Genomic DNA, 25,617 nt, shown 5'->3' with positions numbered 1-25,617 from the left:
CGCCGAGTTCATCCACCTCACAGGAGTCAATCGCGATGCCATACGTCACTACGAAGGATAACGTCGAGATCTTCTACAAGGACTGGGGCCCGAAGGATGCACAGCCCATCGTCTTCCATCATGGCTGGCCGCTGTCTTCCGACGACTGGGATGCGCAGATGCTCTTCTTCGTTCAGAAGGGCTATCGCGTGGTTGCGCACGACCGGCGCGGCCACGGCCGGTCGGCGCAAGTGTCGGACGGCCATGACATGGATCACTACGCAGCGGACGCGTTCGCGGTCGTCGAAGCGCTCGACCTGCGCAATGCAGTGCATATCGGTCATTCGACCGGCGGCGGCGAAGTGGCGCGCTACGTTGCGAAGCACGGCCAGCCGGCCGGTCGCGTCGCGAAGGCGGTGCTGGTCAGCGCGGTGCCGCCGCTGATGCTGAAAACAGAATCGAACCCCGAAGGCTTGCCGATCGACGTGTTCGACGGCTTCCGGAAAGCGCTCGCCGACAATCGCGCGCAGTTCTTCCTCGACGTGCCGAGCGGCCCGTTCTACGGTTTCAACCGGGCCGGCGCGACGGTGCATCAGGGCGTGATCCGGAACTGGTGGCGGCAGGGGATGGAAGGCAGCGCGAAGGCGCACTACGAAGGCATCAAGGCGTTTTCGGAAACGGATCAGACCGAGGACCTGAAGTCGATCACCGTCCCGACGCTCGTGCTGCATGGCGAAGACGACCAGATCGTGCCGATCGCCGATGCCGCGCTGAAGTCGATCAAGCTGCTGCAGAACGGCACGCTCAAAACGTATCCGGGTTATTCGCACGGCATGCTGACGGTCAATGCGGACGTGCTCAACGCCGACCTGCTGGCGTTCGTGCAGGCGTAACGGTGTCGGCAGGCGTCCGGCAGCGCCGTTGGAAACGGCTGCCGGATCGCCTGCCGCATCCAACATGCGTTGCATTGCAATAGTCCCCGCCGAGTCCGTTCTCCGATTCCAGGTCCTTGAGCCGACGGGCGTCGGCCACATCCTGCCGCCGAACTTATCAATCGAAAGAAGCGCCGCGTTGCGGGCGTGAGTGTGTCATGCCTCATCATTTTTGGAACTGCAATAAACAATGGGGCTGGATTGAAAAATGGAATCCAGCCCCTGACGCCGAATATCGGTAATTTCCGGATTATTTAAAGTTTATCGAATGGCAAAGCGGGTGGCCGGTGAGCCATTCGCGCAATTGTTGCCGTAGATAAACAGATTTCTGTTTTCGGAATATGCGGAGTAAATAAGAGGGTAAACTTCCTTGGCGCTGAAAGAATAGGCGCCATCGCCAATGGTCACCAGCAGGTTGCCGGTCGTGTCGGTTTCGATCTTGTCGATCTTGCCGGCCTTGCAAAGTGCCTGTGCGGAAGCGTACGAGGAGGCGAACATCAGGGCTGAGAAAAGTACGGTCGCAATCTTGTTCATGTTTTTTCCTAGGATAGTAATGAGTGGAGTAACGCGGTTTGGTGCCGCATGGCCATGCCCGGAACTAAATGCCTGTTTTTCCGGATCGCTGATTCTCGAATGTCGAGAAGTCCGCGATGGCCTGGTCAAGAAAAAACTCGTGAGAATTAGTTTTAAAAATAATATTTCGCACCTCCTTTATCTCGTCGATTTGGAATCAAAATGTTGCGGCGCGGAACACAGGCTATTGATTGGATTCGATGGATTCCAATCGAATTAATTTATCGGCTTCTTGATTCGATAATTTTTAGAATTAACTCTGTTTTCGTAAATTTTCGGCGAGGCTGTTTTTATTTATTGATTGGTGTTGGAATTTGAATAATCGGCGATGAATATTGATTCGATGGTTGATGGTGTCGTGAGCGGGCAGGCGAGGCGCACGGGATCGACGCCGGAAATGTCGACGGTCAAGTGGAGCGGTGCGGGCCGGACTTCATGTCTTGCCGTGCACCGGAGACTTGCGTTCGATATGTTCAACGGCTGTCCCGTGCTTCCGTCGGCATGAGGCTGCCAATACCGGCTGGACGAGATGTGCCGGTATGTCGACCGGGCACTCAGGGCGCGGTACCGGTATAGCGGCCCGGGCGATGCCATGCGACGACCATCGCGCTCATGGCGACGGCGCTGATCGCCGACCAGCCGACGCGATCGGCCTGAATGACCAGCGTGGACGTCAGCAGGATCATCGCGTCGATACACACTTGCGTAATGCCGGCGTTGATGCCTCGCACGCGCTGCAGCCACAACGTGACGACACCGGTGCCGCCGACGCCTGCGCCGTGCCGCGCGAGCGCAAGAATGCCCATGCCGCACAGCGTGCCGCCCACCAATGCCGCGAACAGCGGGTTCACGAAGGCAATTTTCAGGGTCCGGGGCATCGCCGCGAGGGCGAACGTGATGCCGCAGCTCGCGATCGTCGATTTGATTGCGAAACGTGGCCCCATCACGAAGTGCGCGAAGATGAAGAATGGCAGGTTGACCAGCGTGAAGATCGTCCCCACCGATAATGGACAGAGGTACGAGACGAGCAGCGCAATGCCGGCGATCCCGCCGGTGACAAGTCCGGCCGCCTTGAGCAGGACGAGCCCGATAACCACAAAGGCCATGCCGACCATCATCCCGTAGATGTCTTCGAGCACGGAGTGCGGCGTTGCGCTTGTGTTGCGTGTCGGGATGGCGCCGGATACGGCGCCTGATTCGTGCTTCATGATGTCTGCAGCCACATCGGGACGGCGGATCGAATCCTCCCAGGTCGATCGCGCCGCGGGTTCCTGGTACGTGCCGATGTCTCCTGGCGGCGCGCGTCAGGCAGCTTACCCACGCAAAATTATTTGGGCAAATAGCTCGAATGCGTACGGCAACTCGTCGACGGCGATACCTTCACGCGTCGCCAGTTCGATAATCGACGCGCGCGTGATGCCCGGCAGGATCGTGCCCGACAGCGGCGGCGTGCGCAGCGAGCCGTCGTCCGGAACGAAGAACACGTTCATGCCACCTGGTTCCTCGATCCACTTGTGTCGCGCGGCGTCGGGAAACTGCTATCCGTTTTCCGTACCTCCAAACAGCCCCCGTTCCGAAGAGCACCTTTCCACGGCAGGGGACTAACAGCAGAAAAACGGCTCATTACACTGCGCCCGTCGCATCGCCGAGAGATCTCGACGCGGCACGCATACGCAGCGCACAAGCGTTGCGACCGGCAAACGAAAGACTTTGGGGGTAAATCGTCATGAACAAGCGTTGGGGGATCATCGCGCCCGCCGCCATGCTTGCTGCCGCCGCGCATGCACAAAGCAGCGTGACACTGTATGGCAAGATCGAGGACGGCATCAACTACACGAGCAATGCACGCGGCCACGGAACCGTGCAACTGCAGAGCGGCTACGATTACGGTAGTCGCTGGGGTATCAAGGGCACCGAAGACCTCGGCGGAGGCTACCAGGCGATTTTCACCCTCGAGAGCGGCTTCGACGTCAACAACGGAAAAATGAGCCAGGGTGGCCGGGAGTTCGGCCGCCAGGCCTTCGTCGGCATCGCGTCGGATCGTTACGGCACCGTGACGTTCGGCCGTCAGTACGATCCGAGCGTCGACGTTTTCTCGCCGCTCACCGCAAACGGCAACTGGACCGGCTATCTGTTCTCGCATCCGTACGACAACGACAACACGGACTACTCGTTCCGCGTGAACAACTCGGTCAAGTACGTGTCGCCCGTGTGGCACGGGATTACCGCGGAGGCAATGTATGGACTCAGCAACCAGGCGGGCGGCTTCGCGAACAACCGTCTGTATGGCGCCGCGCTGCAATATCAGCAGGGCGGGCTAACGGTCGGCGCGTCATATTTGAAGATCAACAACGCCCGCAATGCCGATTCGACCGGCGCGATTACCGGCGACAACACGTTCGACGCGTCGTCACAGCAGAACATCGGTATCGGCGTGAATTACGCGTTCTCGAATGCCCTCGTCGGGTTCACGTATTCGCACGTCGACGTCTACGATCCGACGTCGAACGCGTATTTCACCGGTACGACGCAGCCGGCGGGCGGTGCGTGGAAATCGTGGAAATTCGACAATTTCGAGGTGAACGGGCTATATCACTTCACGCCCGCGTTCTACATCGGTGCGGCATACACGTACACGCAGGCTCGTGTCGCTTCGACGGTCGGCGCGTTCAATCCGAAGTGGCATCAACTGAGCACGAAGTTCAATTACGACATGTCGAAGCGGACGTCGGTGTTCGTGGAAGGCGTCTACCAGCACGCGATGAACGCGCACACCGGAACCGACTTCGACTACGCATACGTTCCGGGCGCCGCCGATATCTCGTCGGGCCCGAACCAGTATGTCGTGCGGGTCGCGCTGCTGCATCACTTCTGAGACCGGCGCCGTTCGCGGATGCCGCACACCGTGCGACGGCCCCGATCCGCATGACGGACGCGATGGGCAATGTCGAGTGACGTCAGGATGCCTACAGATACCAGTCGAGCGTCTTCAGGATGCCCGTCTCGAAGGTTTCCGCCGGCTTCCATCGAAGTTCGCGCCCGAGCTTGCCTGCATCGATCGCATAGCGGCGATCGTGACCGGGGCGATCGGCGACGAAGTGCTTGAGGCGCGCGTGCGGCGCGCCCTGCGGCCGGCGCACGTCCAGCAGCAAGCAGATCAGGTCGACGATGTCGGCGTTGCGCCACTCGTTGCATCCTCCGACGTTGTACGTCTCGCCGACCGTGCCGTGCCGGATCACGGCATCGATCGCCCGGCAGTGATCGTCGACGTATAACCAGTCGCGGACGTTTGCGCCGTCGCCGTAGAGCGGAATGGGTACGTCGTTGACGCAACTGCGGATCACCGTCGGGATGAACTTCTCGGCGTGCTGGCGCGGGCCGTAGTTGTTCGAGCAGTTGGTCGTCGTGACCGGCAGCCCGTACGTGTGGAAGTACGCGCGCACGAGATGGTCGGAGCTGGCTTTGCTGGCGGAATACGGCGAATTCGGCGCGTACGGCGTGGTTTCGGAGAACGGTGGATCGTCCGGCGCGAGCGATCCGTACACCTCGTCGGTGCCGATGTGATGGAAGCGGCGCTGCGCGTGCGCGTCGGCGTCCCGCCCCGTCATCCAGACCGTGCGCGCCGCGTCGAGGAGGGTCCAGGTGCCGACGACGTTCGCGCGGACGAATTCGCCCGGGCCGGTGATCGAGCGGTCGACGTGGCTCTCGGCGGCAAAGTGGATGATCGTGTCGATCGCATGGTCGCGCAGCAGGCTCTCGACGAGCGGCCGGTCGCAGATGTCGCCGAGCACGAACCGGTGGCGGCCGCTGTCTTCCGAGCCCGCGAGATGGTCGAGGCTGCCGGCGTAGGTGAGCAGGTCGAGATTGATGATCCGGACCTGCGGATCCGTCGCGAGCAGGTAGTGGACAAAGTTGGCGCCGATAAACCCGGCGCCGCCCGTGACGAGGACATGTTTCGGTCGATGGCTCATGAGGTTCGTTTCCAGGTATCGAGCACGTCGGCGAGCGCCGGGATCCAGCAGGGCGCCTCGATGCCGAAATGCTCGCGAATGCGGGTGCAGTCGAGTGCGGAGTTCGCCGGCCGCGGCGCCGGCAGCGGATAGGCGGCCGTGCGGATCGGGCGCACGAGCGGGATGCGATCGATGAGGCCGGCGCGCCGTGCCTGCCCGAAGATCGTCTCGGCGAAGCCGTGCCAGGTCGTGACGGGCGTGCCGCACAAGTGGTAGGTGCCCCAGCGCGTCGTGGCACCCGCGCGGTGGCGATCCGCGATCGCAAGCAGCGCGTCGGCGACCGCGCCCGCGTGCGTCGGGCCGCCGTACTGGTCGGCGACGACCGCGAGTTCGTCGCGCTCGCGGCCGACCCGCAGCATCGTGCGCACGAAATTGCCGCCGTGCGCGCCGAACACCCACGCGATCCGGAGGATCAGGTGCGCATCCGGCAGCCGCTGGCGGACCGCTTCCTCGCCTGCCCATTTGGTGTGCCCGTAGACACCGAGCGGCGCGACGCCCGCCGCTTCGTCGTACGCGCCTTGCGCGCGGCCGTCGAACACGTAGTCGGTCGACAGGTGCAGCAACGGGATGCCGGCCGCGGCGCACGCATCGGCGAGCGTCGCGGGGCCCGCGCAATTGGCGTGCCATGCGGCGTCGGGTTCGGTTTCCGCGCGATCGACGGCCGTCCACGCGGCCGCATTGATCACGAGCGTCGCGCGGTGCGTGGCGAGCGCATCGCGGACCGCTCGCGGATCGGCGATGTCGAGCTGCGCGCGGGATAGCCCGATCGCCGCTCGCGCACCCGCGCGCAGCAGGAGTTCACGACCGACCTGGCCGAGCGCGCCGGTCACGACGATCGTCATCGCAGGGCTCCGTGAAGGTCGGGCGACGCCTGCGCACGGTCGCGCAGGCGCGGCTGTCGGCGATCCTTGTCGGACAGCTCGAACGGCACGTCGAGCGCGGGCCATTCGATGCCGATGTCGGGGTCGTCCCACAGCACGCCCGCGTCCGACGATGGGTCGTAGTACGCGGTGCACTTGTACGCGAAGTCGGCCTCGTCGGACAGCACGCAGAAGCCGTGCGCGAAGCCCGGCGGAATCCACAGCTGGCGATGCGACACGTCGTCGAGCACGGTGCCGAACCAGTGCCCGAGATGCGGCGAACCGGGCCGGATGTCGACCGCGACGTCGTACACGGCGCCGCGCGACACACGCACGAGCTTGCCCTGCGGATGCCGGAACTGGTAGTGCAGGCCGCGCAGCACGCCGCGCCGGGAGCGCGAGTGGTTGTCCTGCACGAAGCCCGCGTCGACGCCCGCGTCGCGCAGCCAGGACTCGCGATAGCTTTCGACGAAGAAGCCGCGCGCGTCGCCGAAGCTCGCCGGTTCGATCAGCAGCACACCCGGCAGCGTCGTCTCGATGACGGACGTCATGCGGCGACCTCCTTGTTCAGTACGTCGAGCAGGTAGCGGCCATACCCGCTTTTCGACAGCGCATGCGCGAGCGCTTCGAGCCGTTGCGAGTCGATCCAGCCGAGCCGGTACGCGATCTCCTCGGGGCACGCGATCTGCAGCCCCTGGCGTGCCTGCATCACCTGGATGAAATTCGCCGCATCGAGCAGCGACTCGTGCGTGCCGGTGTCGAGCCACGCGTAGCCGCGGCCGAGGATCTCGACGTTCAGCTTGCCGTTCTCCAGATAGGCGCGGTTCAGGTCCGTGATCTCCAGCTCGCCGCGCGCGGACGGGCGCACCTCCTTCGCGAGCGAGACGACGTCGTTGTCGTAGAAGTAGAGACCCGTCACCGCGTAGTGCGATTTCGGTTCGCGAGGCTTCTCTTCGAGATCGATCGCCCGCCCGTGCTCGTCGAACGATACGACGCCGTAGCGCTCCGGGTCGCGCACGTAATAGCCGAACACCGTTGCGCCCGTCGTGCGCGCGGCGACGCGCTGCAGCAGCGACGACAGCGCCGGACCGTGATAGATGTTGTCGCCGAGCACGAGCGTCGCCGCGTCGTGCCCGATGAACGACGCGCCGATCACGAACGCCTGCGCGAGCCCGTCCGGGCTCGGCTGCACCGCGTACGAGAAATTCATGCCCCACTGTTCGCCGTCGCCGAGCAGTTGCCGGAACGCATCGAGATCGCGCGGCGTCGAGATGATCAGGACGTCGCGGATGCCGGCCAGCATGATCGTGCTGAGCGGGTAGTAGATCATCGGCTTGTCGTACACCGGCATCAGCTGCTTCGATACCGAATGCGTGAGCGGATGGAGCCGGGTGCCGGATCCGCCCGCCAGAATCAGTCCCTTACGGCCAGTCGCTGTGTGCATGATGTCCTCGCTGTGATGAAGAAGGGCGGCCCGCGTGCGCGTCAGCCCGGGTCGATGCGCCGGAACACGATCGCGAAGCCGGCCAGGTAGACGGCCGCGATCACCGCGAAACCGGCGGCGGTCGCGCGGTCCGGGTCGGCGATCGCGTGCAGCACGACCGACGCGATCGCGACGCCGACCAGCGAGCCGATCTGCCGGCTCGCGTTCAGCGATGCGGCGGCGAGATTCGCGTCCGCGGGGCCGGCCGACTGCATGACGACGAGATTCATCGCGGGGATCGCCTGGCCCGCGCCGAAGTTCGCGATGCCGACCGCGATCGCGAGCGCCGTGTAGGGCATCGCCTCGATGCCGATCAGCGCGGCGCTGCCGAGCGTGGCGAGCGCGAGGCCCGCGAGCAGCGTGCCGCGCGGGCCGAGCCGCGCGCTCACGCGGGCGGACGCGAGATTGCCGATGCCGAACATCGCCATCAGCGGAAACAGCTCGAAGCCGGCGCGCAGCGCGCTCGCGCCGCGCGTCTGCTGCAGGTAAAGGCTCAGCAGGAAGATTTCCGCGAGGATGCCGAAATTGATCGCGAGCCCGAGCAGGCCGCCCGCGACGAAGCGCGGGTTGCGCAGCAGCGCGGGCGACAGGATCCGGTGGCGGGCGCGACGTTCGCGCCACACGAATGCGGTGCCGGCAGCGAGCGTCGCGGCCGCGCCGGCGACGATGGCGGGCGAGCGCCAGCCGGCGCCCGGCCCCTCGATCAGCGTATAGCTGAGCGCCGCGAGCGCGAGCACGCCGAGCAGATGGCCGAACGTGTTCAGCGGGCCGGGATGGCGCGGCGAATGCCCGACGTGACGGCGCGTGAGCCACAGTCCGGCCAGGCCGACGGGCAGGTTGACCCAGAAGATCCCGCGCCAGCCGATCGCGTCGACGAGCACGCCGCCGACGCACGGCCCGATCGCCATCGCCGCCGATACCAGTGCGCCCCAGATGCCGATCATCCGCGTGCGCAACGGCCCGGCCGGAAACGCCAGCGTGAGCAGGCTGAGCGAGCTCGGCATGAAGAGCGCGGCACCGACGCCCTGCAGCAGCCGCGCGGCGACCAGCATGCCGCTCGTCTGCGCGGCCGCGCACAGCACCGACGCGGCGACGAACAGCGCGAGCCCGGCGACATAGATCGTACGCGGCCCGTAACGGTTCGCGAGCGCGCCGCCGAACAGCAGCAGCGCGGCGAAGCTGAGCGTATAGGCATCGACCACCCAGACGAGTGCCGTCAGCGACATGTCGAGACTCGCCTGCATCGCCTTCAGCGCGACGTTCACGATGGTCACGTCGAGCATCGCCATCACGAAGCCGCAGGCGAGCGCGATCATCACGCGCGCGGGCTGGGTGGCGGTCGCGCCGCTCGCGCCGGCAGCGGGGGCGGCGTTCGTGCTCATGCCGCGCGCCCGCCGAGATAGAGACGCCGCATCTCGTCGCTGTCGAGCAGTTCGGCCGACGTGCCCGTCAGCGCAACGCGGCCCATCGTCAGCACCACGCCGCGATCGGCGATGCGCAGCGCCTCGAGCGCGTTCTGTTCGACCATCAGCACTGCGATGTGCTCGGTGTCGCGCATCCTGACGATCGCGTCGAACACCTCGTCGACCATCTTCGGCGACAGGCCGGCCGACGGCTCGTCGAGCAGCAGCAGCACCGGGCGCGGCATCAGCGCGCGTGCGAGCGACACGATCTGCCGCTCGCCGCCCGACAGTGCGCCCGCGGGCGACCGGTAGCGGCGCCGCAGCACCGGGTATTGCTCGCACAGCTCCTCGATCCGCGCTTCGCGCGGGAACGCGGACATCGCGTGGCCGCCGAGCATCAGGTTCTCGCGAACCGTCAGCGCGCCGAACACGTTGTCGGTCTGCGGAACGAAGCCGATGTCGTACTCGCGGATCTTGCGGTATACCGGCACGCGTGCGATGTCGCGGCCGTGCATCGTGACCGCGCCGGCGCGCGGCAGCACGAAGCCGGCGATGGCCTTGAGGAGCGTCGACTTGCCGCAGCCGTTCGGGCCGAGGATCGTGACGATGTCGACCGGCCCGACGGATAGCGATACCCCGTGCAGGATGTCGATGTCGGGTGTGTAGCCGGCGATCAGATCGCGGACGTCGATCATGACACCCCCAGCGGACGGCGCGCATGCGCGCGGCCCAGGTAGGCATCGAGCACGCGCCGGTTGCTCTCGAGTTCGGCGGGACGGCAGTCGGCGATCGCGGCGCCGCGATCGAGCACGATGCAGCGGTCGCACAGCTCGCGGATGAAGTGCATGTCGTGCTCGATCACGACGAGCGTGACGCCCTGTCCGCAGATGCGGCGCAGTTCGGCGACCAGCTCGCCGCGCAGGTTGGGGTGGACGCCCGCGGTCGGTTCGTCGAGCAGCAGCAGCTTCGGCTCGGTCATCATCGCGCACGCGATGCCGAGCAGTTTCTTCTGGCCGCCCGAAATTGCCGCGGCGCCGAGCTGCGCGACGTGCGCGAGCTTCAGCTCTTCGAGCAGCGCGGTAGCGCGTGCGCGGGTTTCGGCTTCCAGCGCGCGCGTCGCACGACTGCGCAGCAACGCGGCGACAGGCCCGTGACGGGCCGACGACGCGGCCATCGCCAGCTCCAGCACCGACATGCGCGCGGGCATCGACGGCAACTGGAACGTCCGGCGGATGCCGAGCCGCGCGATCCGGTGCGGCGCAAGCGTGTCGATGCGGCGCCCGGCGAAGCGGATCGCGCCGGCCGCGACGGGAGCGAAGCCCGTGATCGCGTTGAGCGCCGTGCTCTTGCCCGAGCCGTTCGGACCGAGCAGCCCGACGATCTCGCCGTCGCCGACGGACAGCGTGAGGCCGGACAGCACGGTGTTGTCGCCGTAGCGTATCGTGACGCCTTCAAGGTCGAGCAGGGCGCTCATGGGTGAACCTCCAGTCGTTCCGGCACAAGGCCGCGCGGGCGCCACAGCACGCATGCGAGCAGCATCAGGCCGACGAGGCCGAGGCGCACCGCGCCCGCGAGATCGCTGCCGACGCCGAGCCAGTCCTTCAGAAACGGCGCGACCGCGTAGACCGCCTGCACGATGAGTGCGCCGGCCAGCACGCCCGCGTGGCTGCCGAGCCCGCCGACCATGACGATGGTCCACAGCGCGAAGGTTTCGGATGCCACCATCGAGTCCGGGCCGACGTAGCTGATGTACCAGGTGAGGAGCGCGCCCGCGAACGCCGCGGGCAGCGCCCCCGCGACGCTCGCCCGGGTCTTCAGCGCGACCGGGTCGTAGCCGAAGCAGACGGCGAGCGCGGGCTCTTCGCGCATCACCTTCAGCGCGCGGCCGAAGCGGCCGGTGGTCAGCAGCCGGCATGCGGCGTATGCGACGGCGAGGCCGCCGGCCGCGACGGCGAGGAACGCCAGGTCGGCCCACGGCGCGCGTAGCCCGGGAAAGAGCGGCGCGATGCCGCCGATGCCTTGCGCGCCACCCGTCAGCCAGCCTTCGTTCAACGCAAACGTGCGCAGGATCTCGGCGATCGCGAGCGTCGCGATGCCCCAGTAGTCGGCCGACAGATGGCGGCCGAGCCGCGCGATCGCGACGGCCAGCACGCTCGCCGCGCCGGCCGCGAGCGCGAGCGCGGCCGGCAGCGGCCAGCCGAGCTGCGACGCGATGCCGGCAGCGTAGGCGCCGAGCCCGGCGAACGCGACGAAGCCGAAATTGACGAGCCCCGCGTAACCGGCCTGCAGGTTCAGGCCGAGCGCCATCGTCGCGTACAGGCACGCGACGGTCAGCAGATGGACGATGAAACTAGACACGACGCACCTCCCTGTCGAAGATCCCGTATGGCCGGAACACGAGTACGACGAGCAGGATCGCGAACGACACGGCGCCGACGTATTCGACCGGAAAGAACGCGAGCGGCCGGCCGACCAGCCCGCCGAAGTCGACGTCGAGCGCGGTCGTTTCGGCGAACGCGATCAGGAGCGCGCCGGCCGCCGCGCCGAGCGGATTGCCGAGGCCGCCGAGGATGGCGGCGGAAAACACCGGGATCAGCAGCCCGTAGCCGAGGTTGACGTGCACGCTTTCGGTCGCGCCGAGCATCGTGCCGCCAAGCGCCGCGAGCACGCCGCTTGCGAACGTGATCACGTTGGTCACGCGCTGCGCGTCGATGCCCGTTGCGAGCGCGAGCGCGCGATTCGACGCGAGCGCGCGCATCGCTCGGCCGAGGCGGGTGCGGTACAGCAGCAGCGCGAACACGGCGAGCGCGACGGCGCCGCACGCGATCGAACCCGCCTGTGCTGACGACATCGCGACGCCGCCGACCATCAGCGGCGGACGCACCGCCTGCGCATACTGCAGCGGCCGCGAGCCGGCGGCGCCGAGCATCAGCGCGACGGCGAGCAGCGACACGGCGAGCGAACCGATCATCGCGACCGCGCTGCCCGAGCGCAGCAGCCGCGTGAACACGAACAGGTTCAGCAGCGTCGCGGCAAGGCCGACCAGCACGCACGACACGGCGGTCGCGAGCGCGAACGGCAGGCCCGCGCGCTCGAACCCGAGGGTCGCGAACGCACCGATCATCGCGTACTGGACGTGCGCGATGTTCGGGAAGCGAATCAGCGAATACAGCGTCGACAGGCCGACCGACACGAGCAGCAGGTCGGACGTGCGCATCAGGACATCGATCAGGAATTGCAGCATCGCGTTGCTCCCGGCGGCTAGCGCGCGACGACGGATTGCCGGTACACGACCTTCTCGTACGGCTGCACCGTGCGCTGGCCGTCGGCGTCGAAGGCGATCGTGCCGGTCACGCCCGTATACGGCCGGCTGGCCGCGAGCGCCGCGCGCACCTTCGCCGGATCGGCCGATTGGGCGCGATTGATCGCGGCGGCGGACAGCATCGTCGCGTCGTACGCGTAGCTGCCGAACGCCGAGCGCGGCGCCTCGTGGTAGGCGGCTCGATAGTCGGCCGCGTACGCGTCGGCACTTGTGCCGAGCGCCGCGACCTCCAGGCCGATTTGCCCCTGCGCGATCTGGGCGGGCGTGTCGCTCGTGCACATCGTCAGGTAGATCCCGTACCACGGCCGCTGGTTGAGGCGCATCTCGAACGCCTGCCGGTTCAGCGTCGCGGCTTCCTGTCCATACGCGCTGTACACGTAGCCGTCGGGCTGCGCGCGCGATGCCTGCTCCAGCTCGCGCCGGTAGGTCGACTGGCCCTCGGTGTAGAGCACCGTCGAGACGATCGTGCCGCCGAGCGCCTCGAAGCGCTTCCTGAACTCGGCCGCGATGCCCTGGCCGTAGCCGTTGTTCGGCGCGATCAGCGCGACGCGCCGCAGTTTGCGGTCGTACACATCCTGCGCGGCGAAGCGCGCGGACAGGTCGTCGAGCCCGATTGCGCTGAACGAGCCCGCGCCGATCTTGCGGACCTGCTGGCTCGACGAACCGATGTTGATGTGCACGTCGCCCTGACGCACGAGGAACTGCCCGACCGGAATCGTCACCGACGAAGAGAATTCGCCGAGCACGAGCGGCACGCGCTCGACCGTCGCCAGCTTGCGCGCGGCGTCGAGCGCCGTGTTCGCCGTGCCGCCCGAATCCTCGATCTGCACCTGCAGCTTCTGCCCGAGCACGCCGCCTTGCGCGTTGATCTTCGCGACCGCGAGCTCGATCCCGCGCCGCTGGTCCTCGCCGATCGACGCGCTTGCGCCAGTCAGCGGCAACACGGCGCCGACGCTGACGTCGGCGCGCGCAGGAAATGTCGCCCACGCGCCGAGCGCGACGCAGATCCCGAGACTCCAGCAACCCAGCTTCATTTTTGTTCTCCTGAATGCGTGTTGAATTGCGTTTGAAATACAGAAGTGTCGACAGAATCACAGAACAAAAATCGTTGGCAAACACTTTTTGAACGGATGTGGCGAAGTCCGTCAAATGCACCGATGTGCGTAAGAAAATGCCTTGTTTTAAAGCGTTAAATGCACAAAATAAGCGACGGTAAACACCAGCGTCGGGCATATGCGCCAGACTGGCGCGGCGTCGAATATTTTTGAAAAAAGTGTATACAGTTGTGAATATGGATGCTTAGAATTCAACCCACTCGACACGGAAACGGAGGCGGTGCGATGGAGATCAAGCGATATGGCGCAGGCGAACGGATGAGCCAGCTCGTGGTTGCGGGCGGCTTCGCGTTCATTGCCGGACAGGTTGCCGACGACACCGCACTCGACGTCGCCGGCCAGACCCGCCAGATCCTCGACAAGATCGACCGGCTGCTCGACGGCGCGGGGCTCGACAAGCGCCGGATCGTGTCCGCGAACATCTGGCTTGCCGATCACCGGAGTTTTGCCGACATGAACCGGATCTGGGACGCATGGGTGCCGCAGGGCGACGCGCCGGCGCGCGCATGCGTCGAGTCGGCGCTCGCGTTTCCCGAGTACACGGTTGAAATCGCGGCGATCGCCGCGTTCTAGCGGAGGCGAGCGATGAGGACGGTCGTGCTCGGAGGCGGCATCGTCGGCGTGACGACCGCATACTTTCTCGCGAAGGCAGGCGACGAGGTGGTGGTGATCGACCGGCGCGACGGCGTCGCGCTCGAGACGAGCTTCGCGAACGCGGGGCTGATCGCGCCCGGGCATTCCTATACGTGGGCGTCGCCGCGTGCGCCGAAGATCCTGCTCAAGTCGCTGTTCTCGGACGGGCAGGCGCTGCGCCTCAAGTGGTCGCCGGACTGGCGGATGTGGGCGTGGTGCCGCCAGTTCCTGCAGAACTGCACGGCGGAGCGGTCGCGCCGGAACACGTCGATCAAGGTGCGGCTGTGCCGCTACGCGCAGCAGCAGCTCCAGTCCGCGACCCGCGACGAGGGGCTCGCGTACGACCGGATCAGCGGCGGGCTGCTGTACCTGTACCGGGATCCCGCGTCGTTCGAGCGCGGCATCGCGAACATGCGGATCCTGTCCGACAACGGCCTGCCGCTCGAGACGCTCGACCCGCGCGCGGTGATCGAGCGCGAGCCCGCGCTCGCCGGCGCGGCGGGCGAGATCGCGGGCGCGATCTACTGCCCGTCCGACGAGAGCGGCGACGCGCATCTGTTTACCCGCGCGCTCGCCGAGCGCTGCCGCGCGCTCGGTGTCGAGTTCCGCTTCGGCGCGACGATCGACGGCATGCGCGCGAACGCGGACGCGGTGGACTACGTGCAGACGTCGCAGGGCCGCGTGAGCGGCGACCGCTACGTGCTCGCGCTCGGCGCATACTCGCCGTTCATCGCGCGCCGGCTCGGCTACCGGTTGCCGATCTATCCGGTGAAAGGCTATTCGGTCACGCTGCCGATCGACGCGCGCCACGAGCCGCCGACGCTCGGCGGCGTCGAGGAAAACCAGCTCGTCGCGTGGGCGAGGTTCGGCGAGCGGCTGCGCCTGACCGCGACGGCCGAATTCGGCGGTTACGACACGACCCACACGCCGGCTGACTTCGCGCACATGCTGGCGACCGCGAAGGCGCTGTTTCCGAACGGCGCCGACTATACGAAACCGTCGTACTGGGCCGGATTGCGGCCGATGACGCCGGAAGGCACACCGATCATCGGCGCGACCCGGCATCGCAACCTGTTTCTCAACACCGGGCACGGCCACATGGGCTGGACGATGTCGTGCGGTACCGCGAAGATCGTTGCCGACCTGATCCATGGCCGGCAGCCCGACATCGACATTACCGGGATGACACTCCAGTGAGCGAACTTCTTTCGACCCCTGTGCAGCACGGCGCCGGTTCGTACGCGCGCTTCGGCTTCTCGCTCGATGCGGGCATCGCGCGCCGCGCGGCGATCGGGCTCGTCGTGCTCGCGACCGACCATACGATCGAATACGAATGGCGGCGCGTGCTCGCGCTCGACGGCGTCGCATTCTACGAGAGCCGGATCGCGAACTCCGCCGACATCACCGCGGAGACGCTCGCGCGGATGGACGGCGGGATCGCGGCGGCCGTCGAGCTGATTCGCCCCGGCGAGCGGCTCGACGTGGTTGCGTTCGGCTGCACGTCCGCGTCGATGGTGCTCGGCGAGGAGCGCGTGTTCGAGCGGATCCGCGAGGCGCGGCCGGGCGTCGCGTGCACGACGCCGATCACCGCGGCGCGGGTCGCGCTCGGCGCGCTGGGTGCGCGCGGCGTCGCGCTCCTCACGCCGTACGAGCGTTCGATCAACGAAGCGATGGCGGCCTACCTGCGCGCGCGCGGCGTCGACGTCGTGCGTGCGGGCTCGTTCGAGCACCGCGACGACAACGAGGTGGCGCGAATCGACCGCGCATCCATCGAGCGCGCGGTGCTCGCGCTGGCCGCCGACCCGGCGGTGGACGCAGTTTTCGTGTCGTGCACGAGCCTTCGGCTCGTCGACGCGCTCGCGGAGATCGAGGCGCGCGCCGGCAAGCCGGTGTTGTCGAGCAATCACGCGCTCGCGTGGCATGCGCTGCGGCTCGCCGGCGTCGACGATCCGGTGCCGGGCTTCGGACGCCTGCTGATGCAATGACGGTAGCAGCACGAGAGGCGTCCGCAGGCCGGTCCATGGCCGATAATGACGGTCGCCGACAGACGAAGGAGGAGGCGAGATGGTAGCGAATTCCGTGCTTGGCGGCCGCGAGGCGCTGGCGCCCAGGCGCGCGGGCCTCACGGTCAACGAGATTTACGAGCAGCTGAAGCAGATGGCCGTGGTGTATACGATCCGGCCGGGCGAGCGGGTCAACGAGCTCGAACTGGCGGAACGGTTCGACGTCAGCCGCACGCCGATCCGGGAGGCGCTGAATCGGCTCGTCGCAGAGAACCTGCTGGTCTTCGTGCCGAATCGCGGATTCTTCATCCGCCAACTGGAAGGGAAAGACGTGTTCGATCTCTTTGAGCTGAGGCGTTCGATCGAGTCGACCGCGGTGATGCTCGCGTGCGAGCGGGCGTCCGACAACGACATCAAGACACTGCGCCGCTTCTGGCGGCAGGTGATGAAGAGCGCGCCGCGGATGCCGTCGTCGGAGCTCGTCCTGAAGGACGAACTGTTTCACCTGGAGCTTGCCGCGCTGTCGGGCAATGCGGAGATCGGGCGCGTACTGCAGGGAATCAACGCGCGGATTCACTACGTGCGATGGGTCGACGTCGACCAGCGGCGCGACGCGGCCTTCACCGAGCATCTGGAGATCCTCGACGCGCTCGCCGCGCGGGACACCGAACGATGCGTCGCGTTGACCGACACGCACATCCGCTGGCGGATGGAGGAAATCACGCGCGTCGTGGCGGCGAGCGTCGTCAAGCTGTACGCAAAATAACGGGCGGTCCGCGGCGCACGCGCGCCCGGCGAGACCGCGCCGACGAGACGCAAGGCAAAGGAGGACGGGCCGCCCGCCTGCCGGTGCGGCGCATCGCCACGCTTTCGTTACGAGGTGCCGTCATGAAACATGGCACGCTGGTCACGCTGTACAAGCCGTCCGCGGCGCAGATCGACCATCTGCTGGGCCTGCCCGCGCACTGTCCGGCCGTCGTCGCGGTCGACAACTCGCCCGTCGTCGATCGCGAACTGCACGCGCGGCTCGCCGCGCACGGCGTCGATGTGGTCGCGAACCACAATCGCGGCGGGATCGCCGGCGCGTTCAACGCCGGTGTGGAGTTTCTCATTCGCCGCGGCTGCGACGTGTTTTTCATCTTCGATCAGGATTCGACCGTGCCCGCCGATTACTTCGAGCGGATGCTCACGGGGTGCGCGACGGTCGGCGATACGCGCTTCCTGGTCGGGCCGCGCATCTTCAACCGGAACTTCCGGCGCAACCTGCCGCTCTTCACCGTGCGCCGCTGGTCTGCGCGGATCACGCCGATCGGCGACGGCGCGCGCGGCTTGCTGCCGTGCTCGGTGATCATCTCGTCCGGCACCGCGATCTCGCTCGACGCGTATCGCGCGCTCGGCCGGTTTCGCGAGGATTTCTTCATCGATCATGTCGACGCCGAGTACTGCATGCGCGCGCAGGCGAACGGCGTGCCGGTGTGCGTGAATGCGGACGTGTCGCTGCCGCACGAGCTCGGCAGTCCGTCGGCCCGGCAGCACTGGCCGCGCGTCGAGATCTTCGATCAGAGCGCGCTGCGTCATTACTACGCCGCCCGCAACTGCATCCTGGTCGCACGCGACTACTGGCGCCGCTATCCGGCCATGCTGCTGATCAACCTGATCACGCTGAAGCACGTCGCGTTCATCCTGCTGCATGCGCGCGACAAGCGAACCAAGCTGCACGCGATTCTGTGCGGCGTGACGGACGGGCTGCGCGGCCGGTACGGCCGGGTCTGACCGACTCGCGACGACGTGCGGAAGCTCGTTTCATCATTTTTGCAATCCTAAATGAAGTGAGGCCGACAAGATGATTCATGACACGCAGGCAGCTCGCCGCTATACGGGCGCGTTTTCCGTCGCGCCGACCATTTTCACCGAATCGGGCGAACTGGATCTGGAAGGGCAGATGCGTTGCGTCGACTTCATCATCGACGCGGGCGCGGACGGGCTGTGCATCCTCGCGAACTACTCGGAGCAGTTCTCGCTGTCCGACGACGAGCGCGAACGGCTCACCGGGATGATTCTCGAGCACGTCGCGGGCCGGGTGCCCGTGATCGTGACGACGACCCATTTCAATCCGGTGATCTGCGCGGCACGCAGCCGGGCCGCACAGGCGGCAGGCGCGGCGATGGTGATGATCATGCCGCCGTATCACGGCGCGACGATTCGCTGCGGCGAGGCGGCGATCGGCGCGTTCTTCTCGGAGGTCTCCGATGCGATCGACATCCCGATCATGTATCAGGACGCGCCGATGAGCGGCACGCAGGTATCGGCGGCGTTCCTCGCGCGGCTCGCGCGCACGATTCCGAACCTGCGCTATTTCAAGATCGAGGTGCCGCAGTCGGCGGCGAAGCTGCGCGAGCTGATCGCGCTCGGCGGCGACGCGATCGAGGGGCCGTGGGACGGCGAGGAGGCGATCACGCTGCTCGCCGATCTCGACGCGGGCGCAACGGGCAGCATCCTCGGCGGCGGCTACCCGGACGGGCTGCAGCCGATTCTGGCCGCTTATCGCGCGGGCCGGCGCGACGAGGCGGTGGCCGGCTACGAGAAGTGGCTGCCGCTGATCAACTATGAAAACCGGCAGGCCGGGCTGCTCGCCTGCAAGGCGCTGATGAAGGAGGGCGGCGTGATCGCGTCGGACGCGCCACGGCGCCCGCTGATGCCGCTGCACCCGGAGACGCGCGCGGGCCTCGTCGAGATCGCGCGGCGGCTCGACGCGCTCGTGCTGCGCTGGGCGCGCTGACACGCGCGCATTCTTCTTCTTTCCGATCGAGGAACGTCCCGATGAGCATGCCCACGATACGACACATCCGCGCGCTGACGGTACGCGGCGGCGGCGCCGACTACCACGACCAGGGCGCTGACCACTGGATCGACGACCACATCGCGACGCCGATGGCGCGTTATCCCGAATACCGGCAGAGCCGGCAGTCGTTCGGCATCAACGTGCTCGGCACACTCGTGATCGAGATCGAGGCGAGCGACGGCACGGTCGGTTTCGCGGTGACGACGGGCGGCGAGATCGGCGCGTTCGTCGTCGAGCGCCATCTGGCGCGCTTCATCGAAGGGCAGCGCGTGACCGACATCGAGAAGATGTGGGATCAGATGTTCTACGCGACGCTCTATTACGGGCGCAAGGGCGTGGTGCTGAACGCGATCTCCGGCGTCGATCTCGCGTTGTGGGACCTGCTCGGCAAGGTGCGCGGCGAGCCGGTGCACCAGTTGCTCGGCGGCAAGGTGCGCGACGAACTGCAGTTCTATGCGACGGGGGCGCGGCCGGATCTCGCGAAGGAGATGGGGTTCATCGGCGGCAAGCTGCCGCTGCATCATGGCCCGGCGGAGGGCGACGAGGGCCTGCGCCGCAACCTCGACGCGCTGGCGACGATGCGCGATCGCGTCGGCGCGGATTTCTGGCTGATGCTCGACTGCTGGATGAGCCTCGACGTGCGCTACGCCACCCGGCTCGCGCACGAGGCGCGCGCTTACGGGCTCAAGTGGATCGAGGAGTGCCTGCCGCCCGACGACTACTGGGGCTACGCGCAGTTGCGCCGCGCGGCGCCGCCCGATCTGCTCGTGACGACGGGCGAGCACGAGGCGACCCGCTGGGGCTTCCGGATGCTGCTCGAGATGGGCTGCTGCGACATCATCCAGCCTGATGTCGGCTGGTGCGGCGGCCTGACCGAACTCGTCCGCATTTCGGCGCTCGCCGACGCGCACGGCGTGCTGGTGGTGCCGCACGGCTCGTCGGTCTACAGCTATCACTTCGTGACGACGCGGCACAACAGCCCGTTCGCGGAATTCCTGATGATGGCGCCGCAGGCGGATCGCGTCGTGCCGATGTTCGATCCGCTGCTGCTCGACGAACCGGTGCCGACGGGCGGGCGGATGAAGGTGCCGGATACGCCCGGCTTCGGCGTGCGGCTCAATCCGGCCGTGCGCACCGAACGGCCCTACACGCACTGAGCCGCCGCGATGAAACTGCTCGAGAACAAGGTCGTGATCGTCACCGGCGGCTCGCGCGGCATCGGCCGGGCGATCGCGCTCGCGTGCGCGCGGCATGGCGCCGACGTCGTCGTCAATTATTGGGCCAACCCGTTGCTGCCGGCGCAGTCGGATCACGCGCTCGACGCGCTGGTCGACGAGATCGGCGCGACCGGCCGGCGCGCGCTCGCCGTGCCGGGCGACATCGCGCGGCCGGACACCGCGGACGAACTGGTCGAGCGGGCCGTCGACGCGTTCGGCCGGATCGACGTGCTGGCGAGCAATGCGGGGATCTGTCCGTTCCACGCGTTCCTCGATCTGCCCGCCGACCTGCTGCGACGCACGATGGAGGTCAACCTGCACGGCGCGTTCCACGTGACCCAGGCGGTCGCGCGCCGAATGGCCGCGCAGGGCGACGGCGGCGCGATCGTCGCGACGAGTTCGATCAGCGCGCTCGTCGGCGGCGGCATGCAGACGCACTACACGCCGACGAAGGCCGGCGTGCACGCGCTGATGCAGTCGTGCGCGGTCGCACTCGGCCCGCACCGGATCCGCTGCAATTCCGTGCTGCCGGGCACGATCCGCACCGAGATCAACGAAGCGGATCTCGCGGCGCCCGGCAAGGCCGAGTACTTCGAGCAGCGCATTCCGCTCGGCCGCCTCGGCGAACCCGACGACGTCGCGGACTGCGTGGTGTTCCTTGCGTCGGACCTGGCGCGCTACGTCAACGGCGCGGCACTTCTCGTCGACGGCGGCCTCTACGTGAACCTGCAATGACGGGGGCGGACATGGAAACGATCGCTTTCCGGATGCGGCTGCATCCCGGGCAGAAGGACGAGTACCGGCGGCGCCACGATGCGATCTGGCCGGAGCTGGCCGACGCGCTGCGCGTGGCCGGCATGGCCGATTACTGGATCTTTCTCGACGACGAGACGGATTGCCTGTTCGCCGTCTTGAAACGCCCGGCCGGGCACCGGATGGCCGAACTCGCGCAGGCCGACGTGATGCGTCGGTGGTGGGCGTACATGGCCGACCTGATGGCGACGGACGGGGACGGACGGCCGCTCGAAAAACATCTGGAACCGATGTTCCATCTGGCGTGATCGCGGGGAGGCGCAATGCAGGTCGTCGATCCACATGTACATTTCTGGGATGCCGATGCGTTGAGCTACGGCTGGCTCGACCGCGCGCAACCGGCGTTTTCCGGGCCGGTGGCGGCGCTGCCGCGCGCATACGGTCCGGCCGACCTGCGCGCGGACGCGGGCGGGATCGAGATCCTGAAAGTCGTGCACGTCGAAGCGATCCATGACGCGTGGACCACGCCGAGCGAGGTCGAATGGCTGCAGGCGCTGGCCGACACGCCGGCGAGCGGCGGCATGCCCGAGGGCATTGTCGCGGGCGTCGACCTGTCGCGTGCCGACGCGCCTGCGAGGCTCGAGGCGGCCGCCGCCTGCGCGAACGTGCGCGGCATCCGCCAGGTACTGAACCGCCACGCGAACCCCTGGTACAACTACGTCGATCGCGACTATCTCGACGATCCGGGCTGGCGCGATCATTTCGGGTGGCTCGCACGGCTCGGGCTGTCGTTCGACCTGCAGCTCTATCCGTCCCAGGTCGGGGCCGCGCTGACGCTGGTCGACGCGCATCCGGACACGATCTTCATCGTCAATCACGCGGGCATGTTCGTCGACCGCGACAGCGTGCATGGCTACCGCGCGTGGCGCACCGGGCTGCACGGGCTCGCCCGGCGCGAGAACGTCATGCTCAAGCTGAGCGGGCTTGCGATGTTCGATCACCGGTGGACGACCGAGAGCTTCCGGCCATATGTGCTCGAGGGGATCGACGCATTCGGTGCCGCGCGATGCATGTTCGCGTCGAATTTTCCGATCGACCGGCTGCACGCCGGGTATCCGGCACTCTGGCGAGCGTATTCGGAAATCATCGCGGGAGCGAGCGATGCGGAGAGGCACGCGTTGTTTGTCGGCAATGCAGAGCGGATTTATCGCATCTGATACTCCGGCCCGCGGGCGGGACCAACGTCGCCGTGTTTCCGCCGCTAGCTGTTGCGCAGGAACACGACGTAGCCGCGGAACCAAGGATTCGCCGCGAGGTACGGCGGCGCGTCCCACTCGCCGCCCTGGATCACGCCGATCCGGAACGGTAGTTGCAGCCGCGCGACGCGCGGCAGGTAGGCCGCATAGTCGGGGATCGTGCTGCGCCCCTGGTAGGTCTGCACGACCACCTCGTCGACGATGCCCCTGAGCTGGTTGACCTGGTCGGCATCGATGTGGCTGCTCCAGTCGAGCAGCCCCGTGATGCTCAACCGGCAATCGGCGGGCAAGGTCTCGCGCAGCGTGCGCAGGAATTCCAGGTAGTCCTGCAGATGGCGCGTACGCGCATCGAAGTCGATCTGGATGCCCGCGATCGTGCGGCCCGATGCGCGCCAGCGCGTGAGCTGCGCCAGCATGATCTGCGTGACGCGCGGCGTCCAGCGCAGCGTATGCGCACGGTAGACGAGCCAGACGCGCGCGTTCGGCGCGGGCGGCAGTGCGACGCCCTGCGCGATGACGCGTACCTGCGACTCGTCGCGCGGCGACGCTTCGATCTGCCCTTGCAGCACGTAGACGGCGCGCGCGCCGCTTACGACCGCCTGCGGTTTCACGCTGGCCCACAGCCAGAACGCGTCGTACTGTGGGGGATCGACGGTGCCGGCCAGCACGATGCGTCCGGCCAGCAGCAGCGCGACGCACGCAATGCGCTTCACGCCGCGCTCACCAGTAGTAGCGGAGCTTCTGCGCCCACGGACTGCCCGGATAGGTCGCCTTCAGCGTATCGAACCAGCGCTTGCGCGTGTTCTTCGGCACGTCCTTGCCGCCGCAGTCGTTGCTGCCCGACGGCGCATAGCACTTGATCGCGCGGTAGAACGCGTAAGCGCGGTCGTTCGCGTTCGCCTGAGCATCGGCCATCACCGTCACGTAGCTCGACATCCGCTCGTACGGCTTGCCCGCGAACTGCGACGGCGATGCGCCGAGCGTCGGCGGTACGCGCGTGGAGGGCGTCGACGATGCGTTGCGCATCCACAGCGGCACCGGATCGCTTTCGAGGCCGGCCGCGGGCGGATGAAGGCGCACGAAATCGGCGAGGCAGTTCAGCCCTTTCGAATCGCCGGGGTTTTGCTGAAGCGTCGCGGCGATGTCGCGTGCGGACGGGCACGTGTAGCCGTCTTCGTTCCTGGCGCCGGGCGCGATGAACGGCTTCAACGGATCGGCAGGCGTGCCGGACACCAGTGCGGCGTCGGCGATGAAGTCGGCATAGTGCGAGCGCGTGAGCTCCTTGTACAGCAGCGTGTACAGCGCGGTGTCGCGCAGCGCGCCGCCGGTCGCCTGGTTCTGCGCCTGCGCGCGCAGCAGGTCGGCACCGGCCGTGCTTTGCAGCAGGATCGCCCGGAGCGCGGCGTTCTGCACGGGCGAATCGTCGGCGAACACGTCGTTGACGAGCCCGGCCTGCTCCAGGTTGATCGCGAGCGCGAGTTCCAGCGCGTCGCGCTGGAAGCGGAATTTGGCGAGCGGGATCAGGTCGCGCCACAGCTGGCGGGCCTTGTCGGTCCGGCCGCTGTCCTCCAGCGCGAACGCGCGCAGCGCCTGCTGGCTCAGACCGAAGTAGTCGAGCGGCACGGCGGGCGTCTGCGGCAGCAATTCGAGGGCGGCATCCGGCTTGTGCCCGATCTGGACATACCAGGTCGCGAGCAGGTAGTCGTAGAGCGCGGGCGCGTTCGCGAAGCGCGGCTTCTGCGCCTGCAAATCGTCCAGCGTCAGCGGCTTGCCGCGGCTCGAATAGCTGCTGTCCGACGTACGCATGCGCAGCAGGTCGACGGTCGCGAGCACGGTCGGCGACTGGATCTGGGCCGCGTCGAGGTCCGACCCGAACAGCAGCTTGCTGTCGAGTTCGTTCGCCAGTTGCATCAGCGGCACGTTCGACGTCGCGGGCGACCAGCGCGCGAGCGCATGGCCGTAGAGGTCGGCCTGCTGCGTGACGTTTCCGCCGAGCCACGCGACACGCCGCAACAGCCCCGTCGCGGACACCGCATAGCGCCCCTGCGGATACACCTTCAGGTAGGTGCGAAACACCGTATTCGCGGCGTCGAGCGACACCTTCGTCACGCGAGCGCGCGACGGCGTGGGGCTGTCGTTGTCGAATACATTGGCCTGCGCGGCGTTCAACTGCGCGCGCCCGGCCATATAGAGGCCGGTTTCCTTCAGCCACGGGTTGGCGCTGTGCGATGCGTTCGCGAAGGCCTTGGTCGCGGCGAGGAAGTCGGTGCGATAGAACGCGTTCGTGCCGTCGAGGTACGCGGCGAACTGCTGGCCAAGCGGCGATTTGACCGGCGGCTTCGTCCATGCGGCGCTCGCGCCGCCCGCGGCACAGGTTTTCTGCGCGATGTCGGCGCGCGCTGCGCGCAGGCGCGCGGCTTCGTCGGCGGGGACGCCGGCGGCACCGCTCAGTGCGTCGTTGAACGCGTCCGCGCCGGCGTTCATGCTGCGGCAGATGCTGCCTTCGCCGTCGGCGTACCGGTTCGACGGCGCATCCGCATCCGACTCGCTGCCGGTCTTGTCGGGCTCCTTCTGGCCGATATAGATCCATCCGGAAAAGTCCATCGGGAACGGCACGATGATCTGGTTGATCCGGTCTTTCGCCGGGATCGTCTTCGGGTCCGGGAACACCTGCGCGACCTTGGCGCTGTCGACCATCATCAGCATCGCGTTGATGCGCGTGTCGTTGGCGGGGCTCAGCATCGGCACGTTGCCGCACGAGTAGCCGTTCTGCCGGAGCGTGGCCGGCACGTTGCAACTGTCGTCCGAACTGGCATGAGCGCCGGGGATCCAAAGCAGGCCGGCCGCCAGCGCGGCGAGCAGGTTTCGGTGCAGCGTCGGGTTTCTTCGCATTTTTCTTGTGCTGGGTGGGGCCGCGATGGCCGGGTCTCTCAGGGGGCGTCGTGCCCCGGCGCGTATCGTACCTCACGGGCGGGACGGATAGCGCCGGCGGGTAGTGCGGTCGCGGTGATCAGGCGACGGGCGCGAGTCTGTCGGCCGGACGCGGCGATTGCCGGCCCGGCGAAATGGAAGTCCACTCGGTGTAGACATAACGCCACCTTGAATCCGGATCGCCTGAATCAAGATTCAGCCGGCAGTTGCGGCCGACGATCGATGGGCCGACGGCGGCCGGCTGGCGGGGTGGACGCTGCCGTTCGGTATACTTACCAACTGAGCGGGCGGCGCGTTGTCGTTGC

The 25,617-nt window shown here is 67.1% G+C and carries 26 protein-coding genes and 1 pseudogene; 12 read left to right on the top strand and 15 right to left on the bottom strand.

The annotated features are described in order from the left end of the window. The first annotated feature begins 35 nt into the window (after nucleotides 1-35). Nucleotides 36-872: an alpha/beta fold hydrolase gene (locus ACNQQL_RS17985; protein WP_310133576.1), complete on the top strand. Its 837-nt coding sequence runs from the start codon at nucleotides 36-38 to the stop codon at nucleotides 870-872. A 300-nt stretch (nucleotides 873-1,172) separates the two neighbouring features. On the opposite strand, the gene ACNQQL_RS17980 is transcribed toward ACNQQL_RS17985, so the two are convergent. The 3 genes and pseudogenes from ACNQQL_RS17980 to ACNQQL_RS17970 all read right to left on the bottom strand — a co-directional run. Beyond that, the gene (locus ACNQQL_RS17980) at nucleotides 1,173-1,445 is read right to left on the bottom strand and encodes a hypothetical protein (protein ID WP_174378959.1); all 273 of its coding nucleotides are present in this window, start codon (nucleotides 1,443-1,445) and stop codon (nucleotides 1,173-1,175) included. Between the two features lie 593 nt (nucleotides 1,446-2,038). After that, a complete protein-coding gene (locus ACNQQL_RS17975; RefSeq protein WP_347064941.1) occupies nucleotides 2,039-2,692 on the bottom strand; it encodes a YitT family protein in 654 nt (217 codons plus the stop codon). Between the two features lie 135 nt (nucleotides 2,693-2,827). Continuing rightward, nucleotides 2,828-3,019 (bottom strand): annotated as a pseudogene (locus tag ACNQQL_RS17970) (aminotransferase class IV); the annotation flags it as partial. Nucleotides 3,020-3,210: 191 nt separating this feature from the next. On the opposite strand from ACNQQL_RS17970, the gene ACNQQL_RS17965 reads away from it, so the two are divergent. Next, on the top strand, nucleotides 3,211-4,359 hold the full coding sequence (locus ACNQQL_RS17965; RefSeq protein WP_072437754.1) for a porin: 1,149 nt from the start codon (nucleotides 3,211-3,213) through the stop codon (nucleotides 4,357-4,359). Nucleotides 4,360-4,450: 91 nt separating this feature from the next. Here the strand turns inward: ACNQQL_RS17965 and rfbB are convergent, their stop codons facing one another. The 10 genes from rfbB to ACNQQL_RS17915 are packed head-to-tail and all read right to left on the bottom strand — an operon-like array spanning nucleotide 4,451 to nucleotide 13,596. Further along, nucleotides 4,451-5,455: a dTDP-glucose 4,6-dehydratase gene (gene rfbB, locus ACNQQL_RS17960; protein ID WP_347064940.1), complete on the bottom strand. Its 1,005-nt coding sequence runs from the start codon at nucleotides 5,453-5,455 to the stop codon at nucleotides 4,451-4,453. After that, nucleotides 5,452-6,336, bottom strand: coding sequence for a dTDP-4-dehydrorhamnose reductase (gene rfbD, locus ACNQQL_RS17955; protein WP_072437756.1), 885 nt, complete (start codon nucleotides 6,334-6,336; stop codon nucleotides 5,452-5,454). The genes rfbB and rfbD overlap by 4 nt, the downstream gene beginning before the upstream one ends. Next, complete coding sequence (gene rfbC / locus ACNQQL_RS17950) at nucleotides 6,333-6,905, bottom strand: dTDP-4-dehydrorhamnose 3,5-epimerase (RefSeq protein WP_072437757.1); 573 nt, start codon at nucleotides 6,903-6,905, stop codon at nucleotides 6,333-6,335. The genes rfbD and rfbC overlap by 4 nt, the downstream gene beginning before the upstream one ends. Further along, nucleotides 6,902-7,798: a glucose-1-phosphate thymidylyltransferase RfbA gene (gene rfbA, locus ACNQQL_RS17945; RefSeq protein WP_072437758.1), complete on the bottom strand. Its 897-nt coding sequence runs from the start codon at nucleotides 7,796-7,798 to the stop codon at nucleotides 6,902-6,904. Before rfbA ends, rfbC begins: the two co-directional genes overlap by 4 nt. Nucleotides 7,799-7,839: 41 nt before the next feature. Continuing rightward, the gene (locus ACNQQL_RS17940; RefSeq protein WP_347064939.1) at nucleotides 7,840-9,219 is read right to left on the bottom strand and encodes an MFS transporter; all 1,380 of its coding nucleotides are present in this window, start codon (nucleotides 9,217-9,219) and stop codon (nucleotides 7,840-7,842) included. Beyond that, nucleotides 9,216-9,935, bottom strand: a complete 720-nt coding sequence (locus ACNQQL_RS17935) for an ABC transporter ATP-binding protein (RefSeq protein WP_072437760.1) — start codon at nucleotides 9,933-9,935, stop codon at nucleotides 9,216-9,218. Before ACNQQL_RS17935 ends, ACNQQL_RS17940 begins: the two co-directional genes overlap by 4 nt. Beyond that, on the bottom strand, nucleotides 9,932-10,714 hold the full coding sequence (locus ACNQQL_RS17930; RefSeq protein WP_072437761.1) for an ABC transporter ATP-binding protein: 783 nt from the start codon (nucleotides 10,712-10,714) through the stop codon (nucleotides 9,932-9,934). Before ACNQQL_RS17930 ends, ACNQQL_RS17935 begins: the two co-directional genes overlap by 4 nt. Beyond that, the gene (locus ACNQQL_RS17925; protein WP_347064938.1) at nucleotides 10,711-11,598 is read right to left on the bottom strand and encodes a branched-chain amino acid ABC transporter permease; all 888 of its coding nucleotides are present in this window, start codon (nucleotides 11,596-11,598) and stop codon (nucleotides 10,711-10,713) included. Before ACNQQL_RS17925 ends, ACNQQL_RS17930 begins: the two co-directional genes overlap by 4 nt. Next, nucleotides 11,591-12,484, bottom strand: a complete 894-nt coding sequence (locus ACNQQL_RS17920; protein ID WP_310133611.1) for a branched-chain amino acid ABC transporter permease — start codon at nucleotides 12,482-12,484, stop codon at nucleotides 11,591-11,593. The genes ACNQQL_RS17925 and ACNQQL_RS17920 overlap by 8 nt, the downstream gene beginning before the upstream one ends. Nucleotides 12,485-12,501: 17 nt before the next feature. Continuing rightward, nucleotides 12,502-13,596, bottom strand: a complete 1,095-nt coding sequence (locus tag ACNQQL_RS17915; RefSeq protein WP_072437764.1) for an ABC transporter substrate-binding protein — start codon at nucleotides 13,594-13,596, stop codon at nucleotides 12,502-12,504. Between the two features lie 306 nt (nucleotides 13,597-13,902). On the opposite strand from ACNQQL_RS17915, the gene ACNQQL_RS17910 reads away from it, so the two are divergent. From ACNQQL_RS17910 to ACNQQL_RS17865, 10 genes are all read left to right on the top strand, one after another. Beyond that, a complete protein-coding gene (locus ACNQQL_RS17910) occupies nucleotides 13,903-14,250 on the top strand; it encodes a RidA family protein (RefSeq protein ID WP_034184553.1) in 348 nt (115 codons plus the stop codon). 12 nt (nucleotides 14,251-14,262) lie between these two features. After that, nucleotides 14,263-15,507, top strand: a complete 1,245-nt coding sequence (locus ACNQQL_RS17905) for a D-amino acid dehydrogenase (RefSeq protein ID WP_347064937.1) — start codon at nucleotides 14,263-14,265, stop codon at nucleotides 15,505-15,507. Next, nucleotides 15,504-16,295, top strand: coding sequence for an aspartate/glutamate racemase family protein (locus ACNQQL_RS17900; RefSeq protein ID WP_081938620.1), 792 nt, complete (start codon nucleotides 15,504-15,506; stop codon nucleotides 16,293-16,295). The genes ACNQQL_RS17905 and ACNQQL_RS17900 overlap by 4 nt, the downstream gene beginning before the upstream one ends. A 79-nt stretch (nucleotides 16,296-16,374) precedes the next feature. Then, complete coding sequence (locus tag ACNQQL_RS17895; RefSeq protein ID WP_347064936.1) at nucleotides 16,375-17,079, top strand: GntR family transcriptional regulator; 705 nt, start codon at nucleotides 16,375-16,377, stop codon at nucleotides 17,077-17,079. Nucleotides 17,080-17,201: 122 nt separating this feature from the next. Further along, nucleotides 17,202-18,086: a glycosyltransferase family 2 protein gene (locus tag ACNQQL_RS17890; RefSeq protein WP_072437767.1), complete on the top strand. Its 885-nt coding sequence runs from the start codon at nucleotides 17,202-17,204 to the stop codon at nucleotides 18,084-18,086. A 70-nt stretch (nucleotides 18,087-18,156) separates the two neighbouring features. Continuing rightward, nucleotides 18,157-19,092 carry a dihydrodipicolinate synthase family protein gene (locus ACNQQL_RS17885; RefSeq protein ID WP_034184548.1) on the top strand — a complete coding sequence of 312 codons (936 nt, stop codon included), beginning with the start codon at nucleotides 18,157-18,159 and terminating at the stop codon, nucleotides 19,090-19,092. Nucleotides 19,093-19,133: 41 nt separating this feature from the next. Next, nucleotides 19,134-20,312, top strand: a complete 1,179-nt coding sequence (gene rhmD, locus ACNQQL_RS17880; RefSeq protein ID WP_006756437.1) for an L-rhamnonate dehydratase — start codon at nucleotides 19,134-19,136, stop codon at nucleotides 20,310-20,312. A gap of 9 nt (nucleotides 20,313-20,321) precedes the next feature. After that, complete coding sequence (locus ACNQQL_RS17875; RefSeq protein ID WP_072437769.1) at nucleotides 20,322-21,107, top strand: SDR family NAD(P)-dependent oxidoreductase; 786 nt, start codon at nucleotides 20,322-20,324, stop codon at nucleotides 21,105-21,107. An 11-nt stretch (nucleotides 21,108-21,118) separates the two neighbouring features. Then, nucleotides 21,119-21,433 carry an L-rhamnose mutarotase gene (gene rhaM / locus ACNQQL_RS17870; protein WP_347064935.1) on the top strand — a complete coding sequence of 105 codons (315 nt, stop codon included), beginning with the start codon at nucleotides 21,119-21,121 and terminating at the stop codon, nucleotides 21,431-21,433. Nucleotides 21,434-21,448: 15 nt separating this feature from the next. Then, nucleotides 21,449-22,342: an amidohydrolase family protein gene (locus ACNQQL_RS17865; protein ID WP_347064934.1), complete on the top strand. Its 894-nt coding sequence runs from the start codon at nucleotides 21,449-21,451 to the stop codon at nucleotides 22,340-22,342. Nucleotides 22,343-22,386: 44 nt separating this feature from the next. Here the strand turns inward: ACNQQL_RS17865 and ACNQQL_RS17860 are convergent, their stop codons facing one another. Next, nucleotides 22,387-23,094 (bottom strand): DUF3142 domain-containing protein, encoded by a 708-nt coding sequence (locus ACNQQL_RS17860; RefSeq protein ID WP_347064933.1) that lies wholly within the window; start codon nucleotides 23,092-23,094, stop codon nucleotides 22,387-22,389. Between the two features lie 7 nt (nucleotides 23,095-23,101). Beyond that, entirely contained in the window at nucleotides 23,102-25,273 is a 2,172-nt protein-coding gene (locus tag ACNQQL_RS17855) for a hypothetical protein (RefSeq protein WP_347064932.1), read from the bottom strand. Between the last annotated feature and the right edge of the window lie 344 nt (nucleotides 25,274-25,617).

The sequence above is a fragment of the Burkholderia sp. LFS061 genome (assembly GCF_047978125.1).
Lineage (GTDB): Bacteria > Pseudomonadota > Gammaproteobacteria > Burkholderiales > Burkholderiaceae > Burkholderia > Burkholderia pyrrocinia_C.
Note: the sequence above shows the minus strand (reverse complement) of the source record. Positions and strands in the feature narration are given on the sequence as shown.